The organism is Actinoplanes sp. NPDC026623 (genome assembly GCF_040638275.1).
Taxonomy (GTDB): domain Bacteria; phylum Actinomycetota; class Actinomycetes; order Mycobacteriales; family Micromonosporaceae; genus Actinoplanes.
In genome coordinates, this window is record NZ_JBEZXZ010000185.1 from 1 (window position 1) to 17844 (window position 17844).

General features: G+C 73.2%; 12 protein-coding genes and 1 riboswitch. Of the genes, 7 read left to right on the forward strand and 5 right to left on the reverse strand.

Annotated features, from left to right (window positions below):
• Positions 1–159 precede the first annotated feature (159 nt).
• Positions 160–768 (forward strand): hypothetical protein, encoded by a 609-nt coding sequence (locus tag AB0F10_RS35790; protein ID WP_360635657.1) that lies wholly within the window; start codon positions 160–162, stop codon positions 766–768.
• 74 nt (positions 769–842) lie between these two features.
• Positions 843–1289, forward strand: coding sequence for a GNAT family N-acetyltransferase (locus tag AB0F10_RS35795; protein WP_360635660.1), 447 nt, complete (start codon positions 843–845; stop codon positions 1287–1289).
• A gap of 1 nt (position 1290) precedes the next feature.
• On the opposite strand, the gene AB0F10_RS35800 is transcribed toward AB0F10_RS35795, so the two are convergent.
• The 4 genes from AB0F10_RS35800 to AB0F10_RS35815 form a co-directional block, all read right to left on the reverse strand.
• Positions 1291–1842: a GNAT family N-acetyltransferase gene (locus AB0F10_RS35800; RefSeq protein ID WP_360635663.1), complete on the reverse strand. Its 552-nt coding sequence runs from the start codon at positions 1840–1842 to the stop codon at positions 1291–1293.
• A gap of 17 nt (positions 1843–1859) precedes the next feature.
• Positions 1860–1974, reverse strand: a riboswitch (SAM riboswitch).
• A 76-nt stretch (positions 1975–2050) separates the two neighbouring features.
• Positions 2051–2677: a PepSY domain-containing protein gene (locus AB0F10_RS35805; protein WP_360635666.1), complete on the reverse strand. Its 627-nt coding sequence runs from the start codon at positions 2675–2677 to the stop codon at positions 2051–2053.
• 78 nt (positions 2678–2755) lie between these two features.
• Positions 2756–4027 (reverse strand): HAMP domain-containing sensor histidine kinase, encoded by a 1272-nt coding sequence (locus AB0F10_RS35810; protein WP_360635669.1) that lies wholly within the window; start codon positions 4025–4027, stop codon positions 2756–2758.
• The gene (locus AB0F10_RS35815) at positions 4024–4707 is read right to left on the reverse strand and encodes a response regulator transcription factor (protein WP_360635672.1); all 684 of its coding nucleotides are present in this window, start codon (positions 4705–4707) and stop codon (positions 4024–4026) included. The genes AB0F10_RS35810 and AB0F10_RS35815 overlap by 4 nt, the downstream gene beginning before the upstream one ends.
• Positions 4708–4807: 100 nt before the next feature.
• On the opposite strand from AB0F10_RS35815, the gene AB0F10_RS35820 reads away from it, so the two are divergent.
• Both AB0F10_RS35820 and AB0F10_RS35825 read left to right on the forward strand, forming a co-directional pair.
• Positions 4808–5335 carry a hypothetical protein gene (locus AB0F10_RS35820; protein WP_360635675.1) on the forward strand — a complete coding sequence of 176 codons (528 nt, stop codon included), beginning with the start codon at positions 4808–4810 and terminating at the stop codon, positions 5333–5335.
• Between the two features lie 97 nt (positions 5336–5432).
• Positions 5433–7556: a PKD domain-containing protein gene (locus AB0F10_RS35825; protein ID WP_360635678.1), complete on the forward strand. Its 2124-nt coding sequence runs from the start codon at positions 5433–5435 to the stop codon at positions 7554–7556.
• A 36-nt stretch (positions 7557–7592) separates the two neighbouring features.
• Here AB0F10_RS35825 and AB0F10_RS35830 read toward each other — a convergent pair whose 3' ends face one another.
• The gene (locus AB0F10_RS35830) at positions 7593–9302 is read right to left on the reverse strand and encodes a BTAD domain-containing putative transcriptional regulator (RefSeq protein ID WP_360635681.1); all 1710 of its coding nucleotides are present in this window, start codon (positions 9300–9302) and stop codon (positions 7593–7595) included.
• A 195-nt stretch (positions 9303–9497) separates the two neighbouring features.
• Here AB0F10_RS35830 and AB0F10_RS35835 point away from each other — a divergent pair, with 195 nt between their 5' ends.
• From AB0F10_RS35835 to AB0F10_RS35845, 3 genes are all read left to right on the forward strand, one after another.
• The gene (locus AB0F10_RS35835) at positions 9498–11168 is read left to right on the forward strand and encodes a multicopper oxidase domain-containing protein (protein WP_360635685.1); all 1671 of its coding nucleotides are present in this window, start codon (positions 9498–9500) and stop codon (positions 11166–11168) included.
• A complete protein-coding gene (locus tag AB0F10_RS35840; protein ID WP_360635688.1) occupies positions 11165–11965 on the forward strand; it encodes a hypothetical protein in 801 nt (266 codons plus the stop codon). Before AB0F10_RS35835 ends, AB0F10_RS35840 begins: the two co-directional genes overlap by 4 nt.
• A 147-nt stretch (positions 11966–12112) precedes the next feature.
• Positions 12113–17844 (forward strand): peroxidase family protein (locus AB0F10_RS35845; protein WP_360635691.1); only part of this gene is annotated, 5732 nt, incomplete at its 3' end.

Consider the following 17844-nt stretch of genomic DNA (forward strand, 5'->3'; position numbering starts at 1 on the left):
GCAACGGCACGAGGGTGCAGCTCTACGACTGCAACGGTCAGAGCAACCAGACGTGGACCCTCACCTCGGGCCCGCCGCGCCCCGGCCGTCAGCGCCGTCGCCCCCACCACCACCTCAGCCGCACCCGCCGACACGCCCGCCCTCCAGCTGGTCGCCGCCGTGCGGGCGTCCGCGGAGACCAGCTTCCGGTTCTCGGTGATCTTCGGCGGCAGGTCGGTGGAGTTCGGCAAGGAGAAGGTCGTGCCGCCGCGCCGCTCCACCGGCGCCTACGACCCGCGCGGGCCGAAGGGCTACTCCACCACGGAGACCGGCCGCATGCAGCAGCGGCTGATCGGGAAGGACTACTACCGCCAGAAGGGCGACAGGTGGTTCCAGTTCCGGACCAGCCCCACCGACAGCCTGATCGACGACGTCGACAACACCGGCCTGCTCAACCCGCTGGCCACCGTCGAATTCGTCGACCAGTTCGCCGCCCTGAAGAAGGCCGGCACGGTGACGAAGACCAGCGCCACCTCGTACGCGTTCGGCTTCGCCTGGAAGCCCGGCACCCCCGACCGCCCCGCCGTCATCCCGGTGGCCGGCACGATCCAGGTCGACCCGAAGTCGGGCCTGGTGACCGCCATGTCCTACGACTACACCCTCGCCCACCCGAAGGGTGACGCGGACGCGAAGTTCTACAACACGGTGCGCTGGACGTACTCGGGCCACGGCCTGCCCGTCGACGTCAAGGTCCCGGCGCACGTGACGAAGCTGCTACCGCGCAAGTAGCTGCCGGGGTCCCGGCCGGCAGCCCCCTCGCGGGCCGGGACCCCGGCACAGACCGGCGCGGTAGTTTGACGATCATGGCGGACTGGGCGACTAGATCGGCTTCGTGGGCGGACGTCGAGGCGGTGGCCGAGCTACGGGCCGTGGTGCTCCGGGCGGACCTGGAGCGGCTCGGGCGGTACGACGAGCACCGGGTGCGGCAGCGGCTGCGGGACGGATTCGAACCCGGGCACACCAGGGTGATCGAGGTGGGCGGCGCGTTCGCCGGCTGCGTGTCGCTGCGGCCCGCCGCGGACGCGCACTGGCTGGAGCACTTCTACCTGGCCCCGCACCTGCAGGGCAGCGGGATCGGCACGGCCGTGCTGCGCAGCCTGCTGGAGCGGTGCGACCGCGACGGCATTCGCGTCCGGCTCAACGTGTTGCGGGGCAGCCCGGCCCGCCGGCTGTACGAGCGGCACGGATTCACCCTCGTGTCCGAGGATCCGGTGGACGTCTTCATGCTGCGCGAGCCGGTCTCGGAGTAATTCAGCGGCGGACCAGGCTCGAGGCGTCGGACCAGGCCATCCGCAGCTTCACGGGTGTGCCGTTGAGGCGGCTCGGGTCGCCGCCGGGCGGCGACACCGTCGCGGTCTCCGCACGGATCGCACCTGACGCGCGGTAGAACCGCTGTGCCGCGGCGTTCTGCCGCAGCACCCAGAGGAACATCGCGTCGCCGGCCGCTCGATCGACGACGGCCCGGGCCGCGCGGGCCAGCAGCCGGGTGCCGAGGCCGGTCCGGTGCTGATCGTGGACCACGTGCAGGTTGTCGACGAGACTCCCCCACGTGGCGTCGGCGTCGAGGACGCAGTGGATGAAGCCCACCAGCCGGCCGTCCCGCTCGGCGACGACGGTGTCCGTGCCGGCCGGGGTGGCCAGCCGCGCCGACCACACGGTACGGCGATCGGCCGCCACGTCGCCGTCCAGGAACGAGTCGGCATAGGCGCCCCGATAATGCCGGCGCCAGCTGTCGGCGTGCAGGTCGGCGATCCGGTCGGCGTCGTCCGGACCCGCGGGCCGGAGCAGTAGTACGGAACCCATGACGACACCCTCCGGTGCTTCGCGGCTTGCCCGGCACCTCCGTGCCGGGCCCGGTCCTCACCCGGAGCACCCCGCCCGCGAACGGAGGGTTGCCGGCCAGCAAGCCGGGGCTGTGCGCTGGCACTCATGACCTGTACGCCGCAACGTAGCACCGAACGCCCGCGGTGGCGGGGCACCGTGGCGAACCACGGGCCCCGCCGCGTCTGGATCAGTCGTCGGAGCCGTGCCCGCCGTGCCGGCCGTGGTCGTCGGCGCCGTTGTCGTCGGCGCCGTGCCCGCCGCCCTGGCCGTGGTCGTCGGTGCCGTTGTCGTCGGTGCCGTTGTCGTCCGTGCCGTGGTCGTCGGTGCCGTGGTCGCGGCGGTCGTCGGTGCCGTTGTCGTCGGACGAGCGGGTCTTCACCCGGTCCGAACCCTTGGTGCGGTGCCGCAGCACCGCGCCGGTGGCCCGGTCCACGTCGATGTCGTGCCGCACGCCGTTGGTCACGACGTCGATGTCCCAGACCGCGCGGCCGTGCTCGGTCTCGGCCTCGATGCCGGTGACCCGGCCGCCGCCGGCGACGCCCAGCGCGATCGCGCGGGCGGCGTCGATGTCGACGGCAGCCGGCGACGCGGCCCCCGTGGTGGCGGGCGCCGGGGCCGGCGTCGAGAAGTCGTCGTCCGCCGAGCCCGTCGGCACCGGGTCGCCGTTCGGCAGCATCGGCACGGCGCCGCCGCGGTCGTCGGACGAGCGTGCGGGTGCCGGGTCGTCGGCGCCGGCGGCGAGCGCGGTGCCGCCGAGGGCGAGCGCGGCGGTGACGCCGAGGGCGAGGGTGGAAACGGGGCGTAGCTTGATCATCGTGGTGCCTCCGGTGCGGCGGGCTGTTTGACCTCTGCACAGTGGCCCAGCGGGGATTAGCGGCGCGCTGTGCGATCGCTAAGCCATGGTTAAGGGCCCGGCCAGTTCGAGCACCACCCGGGCGCCGCCGTCGCTTCCGGCCTCGACCCGCATGCTCCCGCCGCCGGTCTCGGCGGCCTGCCGGGCGATGTCCAGGCCCAGGCCGGTCGAGCCCGAGCCGGACACCCCGCGGCGCGGCGCGGATTGCGGGAATCCCGGCCCGGAATCCGATATGGCCAGGACGCCGCCGCCGCCGGGCCGCGCGGTCAGCGACACCGCGAGATCGGTGCCGTCCGGGGTGTGTGCGAAGACGTTGCCGAGCAGGGCGTCGAGCGCCGCGGCGAGGTCGTCGGCCGGCACCGCCACCGGCAGCGGCGTGCCGGGCAGCTCACGATGCACTGCCCGGTCGGTGTCGTCGGCCAGCACGGACCAGAACGCGACCCGCTCGGACACCACGGCGGTGGCGTCGCAGCCGGTCCTCGGGCGTTTCGAGCCGCGGCGGCGGGCCTGCAGGATGATCGCGGTGACGGCCCGCTCGATCGCGTCCGCGGCGTCGGCGAGCCGGGCCGCGTCGTCGGGGTCACGCAGCGTCTCGGCCTCCAGCCGCAGCGCGGTCAGCGGGGTGCGGAGCCGGTGTGACAGGTCCGCGACCTGTTCACGTTCCTGGCGCAGCAGGTCCTGGATGCGCCCGGCCAGGTGATTCAGCGCGCCGGCCACCTCGCGCAGTTCGGGCGGCCCGGCGGGCGTGGCCCGCGCCGACAGCTCCGCCCGCGCCAGCCGGTGCGAGACCGCGGACAGCTCCGCGATCGGTGCGACCAGATTCCGGGCGAACCGGTCCGCGACCACCAGGCCCAGCAGCACCAGGGCGATGCCGAGCCCGGCGAGCACCAGCCACGCCTTGCCGACCCCGTCGGTCAGCTCCGCGCGCGGCACCACCGTGCGGACCACGGCCGTGCCGTGCGCGGTGACCACCGGCACGACGATCTCCCGGCCCGCGGGGCCGTCGACGGTGAACGTCTGCCCGGCCGCGCTCGCCAGCCGCACCGCCGCGGTGGGCGGCGCCGGGGCGCCGAGCACCCGCCCGTCCGGCAGATAGACCGTCACCGGCACCGACGCCCCGCTCAGCGACAGCTCCAGCTCGCCCGCGTCGCTGGTGGCGACCAGCGGCACGATCGCCCGGACCACGTCGTCGGCCCTGCTGACCGCCCGGTCCGCGGCGACCTGGCGTACGAGAAACGCCAGCGGCACCAGGAACGCCAGCAGCACCAGGCAGGTGGTGGCGGCCACCAGCAGGGTGAGGCGGCGTCTCATGCCGGCTCGTTCAGCCGCACGCCGACCCCTCGCACGGTGTGCAGGTAGCGCGGCGCCTGCGCGGTCTCGCCGAGCTTGCGGCGCAGCCAGGACAGGTGCACGTCGACGGTCTTGTCGGCGCCGCCGTACGGCACCTGCCACACCTCGGCCAGCAGTTCCCGTTTCGACACCACCTGTCCGGGGCGGCCGGCCAGGTAGTGCAGCAGGTCGAACTCGCGGGGGGTGAGTTCCAGCGGCGTGCCGTCCAGCGACGCGGTCCGGGCGCCGGCGTCGAGGCGCAGGCCGCCGACGATGATCTCGGCCTGCTCCGGCCGGTTCTCGCCGCCGCGGCGCAGCACGGCCCGGATCCGGGCGTCGAGTTGTGCGGCGGTGAAGGGTTTGACGAGGTAGTCGTCGGCGCCGGCGTCCAATACCTGGACGATGTCGGTGTCGTCGTCGCGGGCGGTTGCGACGATCACGGGGACGGGACTGACCGCGCGGAGCATGCGCAGCAGTTCGCGGCCGTCGAGGTCGGGCAGGCCGAGGTCGAGCACGACCAGGTCGGGGCGCTCGGCCAGGGCGGTCTGCAGGCCCTGCATGGCGGTGCCGCAGGCGGCGACGGCGTGGCCCCGCTCGCGCAGCGCGCGCAGCAGGTGGGTGCGGATCGCCGGGTCGTCCTCGATCAGCAACAGGTGGGCCACCACCGCACGGTAGCCCGGAGCCGCCCGCCACCTGCGGCTTAACCTTCCCTTAGCGCGTTGCGGGCCCGGCGTTAGCGTTCGAGACGGCATAGTCGGCCCCATGACGCGACGAACGCTGCTCGGCACCGCCGGCTGGATCGGCGTGGCGGTGCTGGCCGTGCTGGTCGGGCTGGCCGCGGTCCGGGTGATCGGCGACGGCCTCACCTCGGACGCGGGGCGGACCCGGTCGGCGGCGGAGGTGGCCCGCGAGCTTGCCGCGCGCGCGACGCCCACCACCGGCGACGGCCCGGCGTCGACCGGACCCGCCGCCGTCGCCGAGCCGGAACCCACCCCGGCAGAGACCTCCGCGCCCGCCGCCACCGCGCCCACGGGCGGCGGCAGGGCGCCGTCGGCCGGGCTCCGCTCGTTCCGCACCCAGGGCGGCACCGTCGTGGCCCGGTGCCGGGACGGCCGGGTCGAGATCGTCGCCATGTCGCCGCTGGCCGGGTACGCCGTGCACGAGCGCGACCAGGGCCCGCGGGCGCAGGCGGAGGGCGAGTTCCGGGGCGCCGCCGACGACCACGACCGGGTCAAGGTCCGGGTCAGCTGCGCCGGCGACCAGCCCGTCCTGGCCGAACGGGACCGCTGAGGCGGCCGTCGCGTCGCGGCCCGGCCGCCTCAGCGGGACCACAGGAACGCCAAAGGGCGCGTCCATATGGTGGCGACTCCAGAATCTTAGGAGCGCCATGAAGAAGACACTGGCTCGCCTGCCGGTCACGCTCGGCGTGATCGTGACGGCGGTGGCGGCGGTTGCCGGCACCGCCGCCGCAGTGGCCATCACACCGGCCACCGGGCGAACTGGCACTCTCGTGCAGATCGGTCCGATCGCCGAGCACGGTTTCCCCGCCTGGTACCGGGACAGCAACAACGTCCGGCTGGAGCTCTGCACCGACCCGGGCGACCTGCTGTGCCCTGCGGCCGCCGACGAGATGCCCCACCCCGACGAGCCGGTGTCGTTCCCGGACAACTTCCCCGGTGAGTCCTTCTACCAGCTCGCCGGCGCCGACTTCCCGATCGCCGGTGGCGCCCGGGTGACGGTCGGCATGAACGTCGAGGCGGCGTTCGCCCGCGAGGACCCGATCCCCGGGGACCAGGTGGTCTTCGGCCGGGTCCGGATCCGGTTCGACGCACCCACCGGCCAGCGTTTCCGCATCACCCACCCGTACGGGATCGACGACATCGTCGCTGGTGACAAGGGCGTGAACATGACCGAGGACGTCGGCATCGCGCCGGGCGCGTTCGGTGGTGTCCTGAGCAGCCGGATCGGGCCGTTCCTGAAGTGGGACCCGAACGCGGGGGCCGCCGCGCCAGCCGGCTACACCGGCGACCCCGCCGTCAACCACAAGGTCGTCGGCAGCCCGTACGACACGAACTTCGTGCGCGTCGAGCGGCTGGACCCGGCCTCCGGGGCGGTGCTCAGCGAGGTCGGCTTCACGGACCTGTTCAGCGTCCAGGGCCGGCTCGCGACCAACGGCGGCGTCGACATCGACCAGGCCACCTACACGGCGAACCCGGACGGCACCGGCACGGTCGAGGTGTTCGCGAGCAGCGAGACCGACCAGGTCATCGAGATCGTCGGCAACCAGACGCTGGGCTTCCACAACACCCGCCTGCGCGGCAGCGGGGGCCGCTACTACGGCCGGTTCCCGCTCAGCGGTTCCGTGCCGAGGGGCACGAAGATCGAGGTGATGAACTCGAGCGATCGTCCGGTCACCCGCAAGTCGCGGGAACTGGTCGACCTCGTCACGGTCACCGGCCTCGCGTACGACGCCGACGCGCAGACCCTGGCGGTCTCCGCCGCCTCCAGTGACCTCAAGCAGCCCCCGGCCTTCTCGGTCGCCGGGTTCGGCCCGCTCACCGACGCGCCGTTCCAGAACGTCGTCGCTCCGCCGGCCGCGATCACGGTCACCTCGTCCGCGGGCGGGTCCGCGACCGTCCCGGTGGCGGGCACCGGCCGGCCGTTCCTGCCGAGCGCCCCGGTGGCCGGGCCGACGGCCGACGCCGCACCCGTCGTCGGGCAGACGGTCCGCCTGGACGCCGCCGGCTCGGCCGGTGAGATCGACGGGTACACCTGGACGCAGACCGCCGGGCCGGCGGTCACGCTGTCGGACCCGAACGGGTCCACGACCACGTTCGTGCCGACCGTGGCGGACAGGTACAGGTTCACGCTGACCGTGCACGGGCCCGGCGGCGACAGCGTGCCGGCGCCGGTGACCGTCAACGTGGTCGTGCCGGCCGCGCCGAAGGCCAAGCCCGGCCCGGATCAGGTCGTGGTCCGGGGCCGCACGGTCGCGCTGGACGGCTCCAAGTCGGTCGGCGCCGAGACGTACTCGTGGCGGCAGGTGTCCGGTCCGCCGGTCACGCTGATCAATCCGACCAGCGCGAAGCCGACGTTCACCTTCCCGGTGCAGGCGCTGCCCGCGGTGCCCGGCCCGAACAAGGGCTTCGCCTACAACAACGATGCGGTGGAGCTCGAGCTGACGGTCAAGACCCCGACCGGCGTCGACAGCAGCAGGATCTTCATCCGCCCGCAGCCGGAGACGCTGTCCGGCCTCTCGGTGCGCTACCGCACCAACAGCAACGAGTGGCGGATCTCGGGTACCAGCAGCCTGCTCGCGGGCCAGCGGGTCGCCGTGGTCCTCGGCAGCACGCTCACCGGCCAGACGATCGGTGCGCCGGTGACCGTTGACGGCACCGGGGCGTTCGACCTGCGGGTGACCGGCACCAACCCGGGCGCCGTGCGCACGGTCAGCTTCGTCACGACGACCGGCGCGCAGCAGCTCGCCTTCGCGGTGAACGTGACCAACTGACGAACTGAACAGGCAGGTCAGCGGCGGCGGTCTCCCTCAGGAGGCCGCCGTCAGCTGTTCGCGCAGGTGCGCGGTGGACGCCTGCGACACCTGCTCCCGGATGGCGTCGCGGATCAGCGAGCTGCGATGCCGCACGGTGCCGTCGGGCTCGTCGCGCAGCAGGTGGGCGTGCACCAGTTCGTCGATCGAGGCCAGCACCTGCTGCACCGAACGGCCGGTGAGCGGGACCAGGTCGGCCGCGCTCAGCGGGCCGAGCACCGCGCACAGGCGCAGCACGTCCCAGGCCGGCTCGCGCATCCACCGGGTCCGCTGCCGGGCGATCTGCATGGCGACCGCGCAGGCGATCTCGGGCGGCCGGGTCGCGACCGCCACCAGCGCGGGAATCCCGCCGCTGCGCTCGGCCGTCCGGTCGTCGCCCAGCGCCGCCAGCTCGTCCGCGCTCAGCGGGCCGAGCCGCAGCACCGCCGTGGTGTTCAGCGCCGCCAGCGGCCGGTCGATGACCTGGGACGGGTAGTGGTAGGTCAGCACGATCCGCAGCCGCGGGCAGCGCCGGCCCAGCCAGGCCAGCTCCGCGACGCTGGCACCGTCCAGGTCGGCGGCGTCGTCCACGGCCAGGAAGACCCGCTCGGGGCCGTCGAACACGGTGCCGATCAGCTCCAGCTCGCCGGGGCCGAGCGGCTGTTCGGGGCGGGCGCCGTCGACGGCCGCGAGGACCTCCGGCCCGGCTCCCAGGTCGGTCAGCACGGCGCGCAGCCAGGCGAGCCGGAACACGGCCGAACCGGCATGTCCGATTCCGACCCGGCCGGGTGCCCGCCGGGCCAGCTCGGCCACGAACGCCGACTTGCCCGCGCCGACCGGGCCGACGACGTGCACGACCGACGGCGTGGCCGGTTCGAACAGCGCCTCCATCTGGTGGTGGCGGCCGAGGAAGCCGGTCGCCTCCGCCGGCGCGGCGGTGACGGGGCCGGCCGCCGGCCGCGCGGACGCGGCGGGCTTGGGGAGGCGGTGCGCCAGGGCGGCGCTCTGCAGGCGGACCAGATCGGCCGAGGGCGGCAGGCCCAGCTCCTCGTCGAGCACCCGCCGGCAGCGGTCGAAGATGCGCAGCGCCTGGTCGGGCCGGTCCATCGCGACCGCCGCCATCATCGCCGCCTGGTACCCCGACTCGAGGAACGGGCTGAGCCCGATCGCCTCCTGGGCCAGGCGCAACGACCGCGCGGGATCCTCAGGCAGCGCGGCGCAGGCCAGCGCCAGGAGGGCGTCGACCGTGGCGACCTGCACCTCGGTGCGGGCCGGCTCGGCCCACTCGGCGTACGGGTCCTCCTGGAACGGCAGCTGGCGGGCCAGGGCGAGGATCGAGGAGTGCACGTCCAGGCGCTCGGGGCCGTGCGGCGGGAGGGCGTCCAGGCTGCGGGTCTGCTCTCGAAGCTCGGCCAGGTCGAGCCCGGCGCGGCTGGTGTCGAACAGGTATCCGCCGCTGCGGGTGACGATGAACCAGGTCGCCGCGTTGCCGCAGGGCTGCAGGCGCCGCCGGATCATCGACACGTAGTGCTCCAGCGTGGCGACGTGGTTGCCGGGCAGTTCGTTGCCCCAGACCGCGTCGGCCAGGGCGTCCTTCGACTGGATGCGGTCGTGCCGGGCGGCCAGCACCGCGAGCACCTGCCGGGCGCGCCGGGGCAGCTCCCCGGCGGGCATGGCGGCACCGCCGTCGTCGGTCACCATGAGCGACCCCAACACCGTGACGCGCATCCGACCGGCCTCCTCGAGAGCATGCATTACGCCGGATATCGACGGCTCGGGCCGGGTCATGAGGAGTTGACCAGGCCTGCCTGAGGTTGTTGCGAACGCGGGCAGAGGCCGACGACAGGTTTTCCACCGGGACACGTCAGCACCCGCCGCTAGCGTCTGCGCCGGATCTGGCACGTCGAAACACGGAGAGTATGGATGACTGACGGAATGTTGACTCGGCGAGGTCTGCTCAAGGGCGCACTCGCGATCGGTGGTGGCGGCATGATCGTGGCCGGCACCGGCGGTGAAGTGGTTGCCGCCGAGAGCTCCCTCGCGGCGAAGTACACACCGACGCCATACACGAACCTGTTCCGCCGCCCGCCGGTGCTGATGCCGTGCCAGCAGGGCGTCGACGACAAGGGCCCGTTCCACCGCTACCGGCTCACCCAGCGGATCGGCCAGGCCAGCATCGTGCCCGGCCTGCTCACCACGATCGCGGGCTACAACGGGATCTTCCCGGGCCCGACCATCAAGGTGCCGCAGGGCACCCGCGCCGAGGTCCGGATCGCGAACGCGCTCGGCGCGCACCCGCTGTACAGCGGCGAGTTCAGCACGGTCACCCACCTGCACGGCTCGGCCTCGCTGCCGCAGTACGACGGGTACGCGAACGACCACACCCGCCCCGGGCAGGCCAAGACCTACCGCTACCCGAACTGGCAGCAGGCCCGCACGCTCTGGTACCACGACCACAACCACCGCGTCACGGCGAAGAACGCGTTCGTCGGGCTGGCCGCGCAGTACCACCTGAGCGACAAGTACGAGCGCGCCCAGCTGCCCCAGGACGAGTACGACGTCCCGCTGATCGTCAGCGACATGGCGTTCAAGGCCGACGGCTCGGTGAAGTTCGACGACTCGGACAACGCCGGCTTCATGGGCGACGTGATCATGGTCAACGGCGTGCCGTGGCCCAAGATGCGGGTCAAGCCCCGCGTCTACCGGTTTCGGGTGCTCGTGTCCAGCATCTCCCGTTCGTACCGGTTCAAGCTGAGCACCGACGAGCCGGTCTACGTCGTCGCGACCGACGCCGGGATGACCCCGAAGGTCAACGCGGTGCAGTCCTGGCGGCACGCGCCCGCCGAGCGCTACGAGGTGCTCATCGACTTCCGCAAGTACAAGCCGGGCACCAAGGTCGAGCTGCGGAACCTCAGCAACAAGAACAACGAGGACTACGGCAACACCGGCAAGGTGATGCAGTTCGAGGTCGTCGCCGATTCGGCCGGGCCCGACCCGTACGTGATCCCCACGACGCTCGATCTCGGGCCGCAGCCGTGGGCGGGCCAGGGCGCGATCGAGGTCAACAAGCTGACGCCCGACATGGCGACGGCCCGGCGCCGCCTGCGGGTGGAGCGCAAGCACGGCATCTGGACCGTCAACGGCGAGACGTGGGACGACATCGAGAAGACCGGTTTCCAGCGGGTCTTCGGCAACCCGAAGCCCTACGACGTCGAGATCTGGGACCTGGTCAACGAGTCGGGCGGCTGGTTCCACCCGCTGCACATCCACCTGATCGACGGCCAGATCATCGGCCGCAACAGCACCCCGGACGGCAAGGCGCACGCCTGGGAGGGCGGCGGCAAGGACGTCTTCTACCTCGGCGAGAACGAGACGGTCAGCGTGCTGATGCAGTTCACCACCGGCGGCGGCAACGCCGGCGGGCGGTACATGGTGCACTGCCACAACCTCGTCCACGAGGACAGCGACATGATGATCCAGTTCGCGGTGGGTGACGTCAACGTCAACGACCCGATCAGCTCCGACGCGGCGTGCCCGGACGCCGAGGCGGAACAGCCGGTGGTGTACGCGCCGAGCTACCCGCTGGGCACGTGATGAAGCGCCGCAAGTGGGACCTCGGCCTGCGGTGGTTCGTGGTGCTCGCCCTGGTGCTGTGCGGCGTGGCGGCGATGGCCCGCTGGGGCACCAGGTTCGCCGGACCGGCGCAGGCGCAGGCGCAGGCGCAGGCGCAGGCCGCCGCCGGACCGGTCACCGATGACGCCGGGGACGAACTGGCCACGACGACCTTCGACGGGCCGATGGTGCGCCGGCGGGCGGCCATCGCGATTCACCCGGCGAAGGGCGCCGATCGCGGGCAGATCGCCCGTGAGCTGCGCCTGGCGGCACAGCGGGCCAAGATCGGCGCGCTGACCGACGCGACGTTCGCGGTGTTCAGCCCCGAGCTGCTGGAGTATCTGGTGCCGGAGCAGACGCTGGTGCTGGCGGAGGGCGTGTCCGTGCCGGACGCCGAGGCGTTCATGCGCGACCACCAGCCCGCCGGCGTGGCGTTCTACCTGGTGGCGCCGGTGGTCCTGCACGACCTGACGTTCGCGGTCGTCCCGGCGCCGGGCCTCACGCCGGCCCAGGTCTCGGCGACGGTGGACCGCGACGGCATCCTGTCCGACTCGCTGAACCGCTACGTCACCACGAAGCAGCGCGCCGGGCTGACCATCCGGTACTTCGGCGCGATCCTCAGCGATGGCCAGATCGAGGCCGTGCGGCAGGCCCTGGGGCACGCCGCGCGGGTGCCGGCCGACCGGGTGGCGGTCACGGCGAATCTGCCCGGCCCCGGCGTGGACCTGTCCAACGGGATTCCCGACCTGACCCCCGAGGGCGGCCACCACCACGGCTGACCCTGCCGCCTTTCTGAAGGGCCGTCCCCGGTATCGGGGGCGGCCCTTCAGCGTGCACTCAGCCGGACGCGAGGTGGACCACACCGCCATTGCCCAAGATGTGCGAATTCAGCGCTTTTCCCCTGACTCCCCCGGAGAACGCGTCCCATGAGGCTTCCGCTTCGCACCGCCCTGACCGCCCTGCTCACGTCCCTGCTCGCCAGCGGCCTGGTGGCCACCCCCGCCACCGCCGCACCGGTCGGCCAGGGGTTCACCGTCACCGCCGCCGACCTGGCCTACATCCTCAAGCAGATCAAGATCGCTGAGGCGCACGTCGCGAACACCACAAGCGCGACCGGCCCCTGCGGCGCCCTGCTCGGCACCGGGCCCAACCAGCTGAACAGCCCGCTGCTGTCGATGGGCCTGCGCACGGTCGACGGCACCTGCACCAACCTCACCGCCGGGCAGGAGCGGTTCGGCGCGGCGGACCAGACCTTCCCGCGGATGGCCGGCAAGGACTTCCGCGCGGCCGAGAGCGCCCCCGCCGACATGTTCGGTCCCGGCAGCCCGTCCTTCCCCACCACGTACGCCGACAAGAGCGCGAACAACACCGTCGTCGACGCCCAGCCCCGCGTGGTCAGCAACCTGATCGCCGACCAGACCGCGAACAACCCGGCGGCGGTCGCGGCGGCCGGCAGGCCGGTACGGTCCCAGGGCGGCGCGACGACGCCGAAGTCCGAGGGCGACACGCTGTTCATCCCGAACGTCACCACCGATGTCGGGCTGTCCGCGCCGTACAACTCGTGGTTCACCCTCTTCGGGCAGTTCTTCGACCACGGCATCGACCAGACCGTCAAGGGCGGCGGCACCGTGATCGTGCCGCTGCAGGGCGACGACCCGCTGATCGCCGGACCGGACCGGATCGCCGGCAACGCCGACGACCCGAAGTCCGGCGACGCCCGGTACGTGCCGCCCTCGATGCGGTTCATGGTGCTCACCCGGGCCGCCAACCAGCCCGGCCCCGACGGCAAGCTGGGCACCGCCGACGACGTGCAGGACGCCGTCAACACCGACACCCCCTACGTCGACAACTCGCAGGCGTACACCTCGCACGCGGCACACCAGGTCTTCCTGCGTGAGTACGCGAAGGACCCGCAGGGCCGCCCGGTGTCGACCGGCAACCTGCTTGCCGGCCCCCTCGGCGGCCTGCCCACCTGGGCGGACACCAAGAAGCAGGCCCGCAAGCTGCTCGGCCTCAAGCTCGGCGACGCCGACGTCCTCGACGTCCCGGCGATCCTCGCCGACCCGTACGGCCGGTTCGTGCCCGGCCCGGCCCGCGGCCTGCCGCAGTACGTGACCCGCTCCGGCCTGGTCGAGGGCGACGTCGCGAACCCGGTCCGGGTGCCCGCCGACGTGCTGCACTTCGGCACGCCGTTCCTGACCGACATCGCGCACCACGCCGACCCGAGCCCGGCCGACACCGACCACAACCCGGCCACCCCGCCGGTCGCGCCCCGCCCCGACGACGACACCACCGCCGGCGCCGACTTCACCAAGCAGCCCCCCGGCACGTACGACGAGGAGATGCTCGACGCGCACTACATCGCGGGCGACGGCCGGGTCAACGAGAACATCGGCCTCACCGCCGTGCACGAGGTCTTCCACGCCGAGCACAACCGGCTCGTCGCCGACATCGAGCGGGTACTCGCCGACGACGGCTCCGCGCTGAAGGAGTGGCGGATCGGCAACGCCTGGAACGGCGAGCGGATCTTCCAGGCCGCCCGGTTCGTCAACGAGATGGAGTACCAGCACCTGGTCTTCGAGGAGTTCGCTCGCAAGATCCAGCCGGGGATCAACCCGTTCCAGCCGTTCGCGTTCACCCAGACCGAGCTGAACCCGGCCGTGTACGCCGAGTTCGCGCACGCCGTCTACCGCTTCGGCCACTCGATGCTCGACGAGAGCATCACCCGGACCCGCGAGGACGGCTCGGACGCCTCGATGTCGCTGCTCGACGGGTTCCTCAACCCGCCCGCCTACACCGAGGGCGGGACGCTGACGCCCCAGCAGGCCGCCGGCGAGATCGTCCGCGGCATGTCCGGCCAGGTCGGCAACGAGCTGGACGAGTTCATGACCGACACGCTGCGCAACAACCTGCTCGGCCTGCCGATGGACCTGGCGGCGATCAACATCGCCCGGGGCCGCTCCGAGGGCGTGCCGTCCCTGAACGTCTTCCGGCGCAGCCTGCACGAGCGGACCAACGACGGCCAGCTCGCCCCGTACACCAGCTGGGTCGACCTCGGCGAGCACCTCAAGCACCCCGAGTCGCTGATCAACTTCGTCGCCGCGTACGGCCGGCACAAGAAGATCGTCGCGGCCACCACCGTCGCCGCCAAGCGGGCCGCGGCCCGCGCGATCGTCGACCCCCAGCCCGGCGACAAGGCCCCGGCCGACGCGGCGGCGTTCATGAACGCGACCGGCACCTGGACCGCCGCGAACTCCGGGCTCGACGCCGTCGACCTGTGGATCGGCGGGCTCGCCGAGGTCACCAACCCGTTCGGTGGCCTGCTCGGCAGCACCTTCAACTACGTCTTCGAGAACCAGCTCACCCGGCTGCAGAACGGCGACCGGCTCTACTACCTGGCCCGTACGCCGGGCATGAACCTGCGCAGCCAGCTCGAGGGCAACTCGTTCGCGGAGCTGATCGCGCGCACCACCAGCGCCAGCAACCTGCGCGCCGACGCGTTCGCCACCAGTGACTGCGCGTTCGACCTGGCGAACCTGGCCGGCACGGCCGCCGGCTTCGAGCAGTACGGCAACCAGGTCGCCGACGACCCCGCCAGCGCCTGCGACGAGAAGGCCCTGCTGATCCGCATGCCGGACGGGAAGATCCAGTACCGGGCCCGCAACTCCGTCGACAAGCCGGGCATCAACGCACAATCCGTGTACGCCGGGACGGACGGCCGCGACCGCGTCGGCGCCGGCAACGACAACGACACCGTCTGGGGCGGCGAGGGCGACGACGTCATCGAGGGCGGCGCGGGCAACGACATCGCGCTCGGCGGCGAGGGCGACGACATCCTCACCGACCTCGGCGGCGACGACATCACCAAGGGCGGCCCCGGCCACGACGCGATCGACGCCGGCCCCGGCCTCGACATCGTGCTGGGCGGCGCCGGCAAGGACTTCACCAACGGCGGCGCGAACGCCAACCAGACGTTCGGCGGCAGGGGCGACGACATGCTCAACGCCGGCGACGGCGAGGACGCCGCCTGGGGCGACTCCGGCGACGACTGGGTCGAGGGCGGCAACTCCCCCGACCTGTTGCAGGGCGACAGCGGCAACCTGTTCTTCCTGGACGACGCGAACAAGCCCGGCCACGACGTGCTGATCGGCCAGGGCGGCGACGACGACTACGACATGGAGGGCGGCGACGACATCGGCGTCCAGGGCCCCGGCATCGAGAAGAACGCCGGCGGCTCGGGCTACGACTGGTCCATCGCGGCCCGGGCCGAGCAGGGCGGCGACGACCAGCCGATGGACTCCGACCTGGACCTTCCGCTGATCCCGCTGGACATCCTCGCCGCCGGCGTCCGCGACCGGTACAACGAGCTCGAGGCGCTCTCCGGCGGCGCCCGCAACGACATCCTGCGCGGCGACGACCTGACCCCGTCGACCGTCGGCGGCGGCGGCTTCCTCGGCTGTGACGCCCTCGACGCCGCGGGCATCGCCCGGATCGCGGGCCTCGACCAGATCGTCACGAACCTGCCGACCGCGGCCTCGGCCGTCGGCAACCAGACCGGCCGCCCGTGCGCGCTGCGCGGCAACGTGTGGGGCGAGGGCAACATCCTGCTCGGCGGGGCCGGCGACGACACCATCGAGGGCCGCGGCGGCGACGACATCATCGACGGCGACCGCTACCTCAGCGTCCGGCTCAGCGTCCGCAACGGCAAGGACAAGGACAAGGAGCTGCGCACGGCGGCCGGCATGACGCAGCTGCAGGCGGACGTGTTCGCCGGCAAGATCAACCCTCGCGACATCGTCGTGGTCCGGGAGATCCTCACCGCCCCGGCCGCCGGCCAGGACACCGCGGTCTTCTCCGGCAACCGCGACCAGTACGCCGTCACCCCGGTCCGCGACGCCCTGATCGTGACCGGACCCGACGGCACCGACACGCTGCGCAACGTCGAGCGGCTGGCGTTCGCCGACCAGACCGTGGACGTCACCGCGCCGCACGCGTACGCGGGTGTCTCCGCCTCGGCGGGCGACGCCACGGCGACCGTCGTCTGGACGCTGCCCGAGGGCACGTCGGGCGAGGCCGTCACCGGTTACGAGGTCGAGGTCAACGACGGCACCACGCCCCGGCTGCTTCCCGCGAAGGCCGAGGACACGAGCCTGGTCGTCGCCGGCCTCACCAACGACGTGTCGGTGACCTTCCGGGTCCGGGCCGTGACCGCGGCGGGCCCGGGCGAGTTCGTCGGCCCGTCCGACCCGGTCGTCCCCAAGGCGGCCGCAACCGGCACCGAGCCCGGCGAAGACGGCGGCACGGGCGATGACGGCACCGGCGATGACGGCCAGGAGCCTGGTGAGGAGACCCCCGGCCCGGTGACACCGAGCTCGCCGGCGCCCAGCGCGGAAGTCACGACCCCGTCCGTTGCCACGACTCCGCCCGTGGCCACGACCACGACCCCGCCTGTGGTCACGACCCCGCCGACCGAGCCTGTCGTCACGACCCCGCCGACCGACCCGGCCCCCGGCGACTCCGCCGCCGCGGTGACGCCTGTGGCCCCCGGTGTGCCGGCGATCGGCGTGGCGACGGCCGGCAACGGCACCGTGCTCGTCCGCTGGACGGCCCCGGCCGCCGACGGCGGCACGGCGATCTACGGCTACGAGGTGCAGGCGCTCGACGCCGAGACCGGCGTCGTGCTCGACGTGGACGGCGCCGGGCCGGCCGCCACCGAGCTCACCTTCGCCAATCTGGTGCCGGGACAGCAGTACACGTTCCGGGTCCGCGCGGTGAACGCCGCCGGGGCCAGCGGCTCCTCGGAGATCTCCAGTGTGGTCACGGTGGTCGCCGCGACCGCCGAGCCGACCGCTCCCGTCGATCCGACCGGCCCGATCGATCCGACCGGCCCGACCGGTCCTGTCGATCCGACCGGCCCGGGCGGCTCGACCGATCCGACCGTTCCGGCAGGTCCGGCCGGTCCGACCGGCCCGGCTGGTCCCGCCGGCCCGACCGGTCCCGTCGGCCCGGTGCCGCCGGCCAACCCCGGCCCGGCACCGAGCGTGCCGCCGGCCAAGCAGACCGCGCCGGGCAGGCCGGCGATCCGGGCGGCCTCCGCGGGCAACGCGCTGGCGATCGCCCGGTGGACCGCGCCGGCGGATCGCGGCGGCGCGCAGCTCACCCGCTTCGAGATCCAGGTCATCAACTCGGCCGGCCGTCAGGTCGGCGGGATCCGGACCGCGCCCGCCACCGCCTCGGCGCTGACGATCACCGGTCTGGTCAACGGGACGCCCTACCGCTTCAGGGTCCGGGCCGTGAACGCCATGGGGGCCGGCGCCTGGTCGGCGACCTCGGCGATCGTCCAGCCGCGGACGGTGCCCGGCGCCGCACGGACGCTGACCACCGCCCGGGGCACGGCCGGCGGCCGGCTCACCGCCACCGTCCGGTGGAAGGCGCCGGCGACGACGGGCGGGGCGCCGGTCACCGCGTACCGGATCTCCTGCCAGCGGCTGTCCGACAACGGCGCCGCGGTCGGCACGCCCAGCGTGACCACCGCGTCCGGCGCGGCCCGCGCCGCGGCGTTCACGGCCGCACCCGGCGCACGGGCGGGTGTCCGTTACCGCTGCACCGTGCGGGCGGTCAACGCGGCCGGCGCCGGCACCGGGATGTCGATCATCGC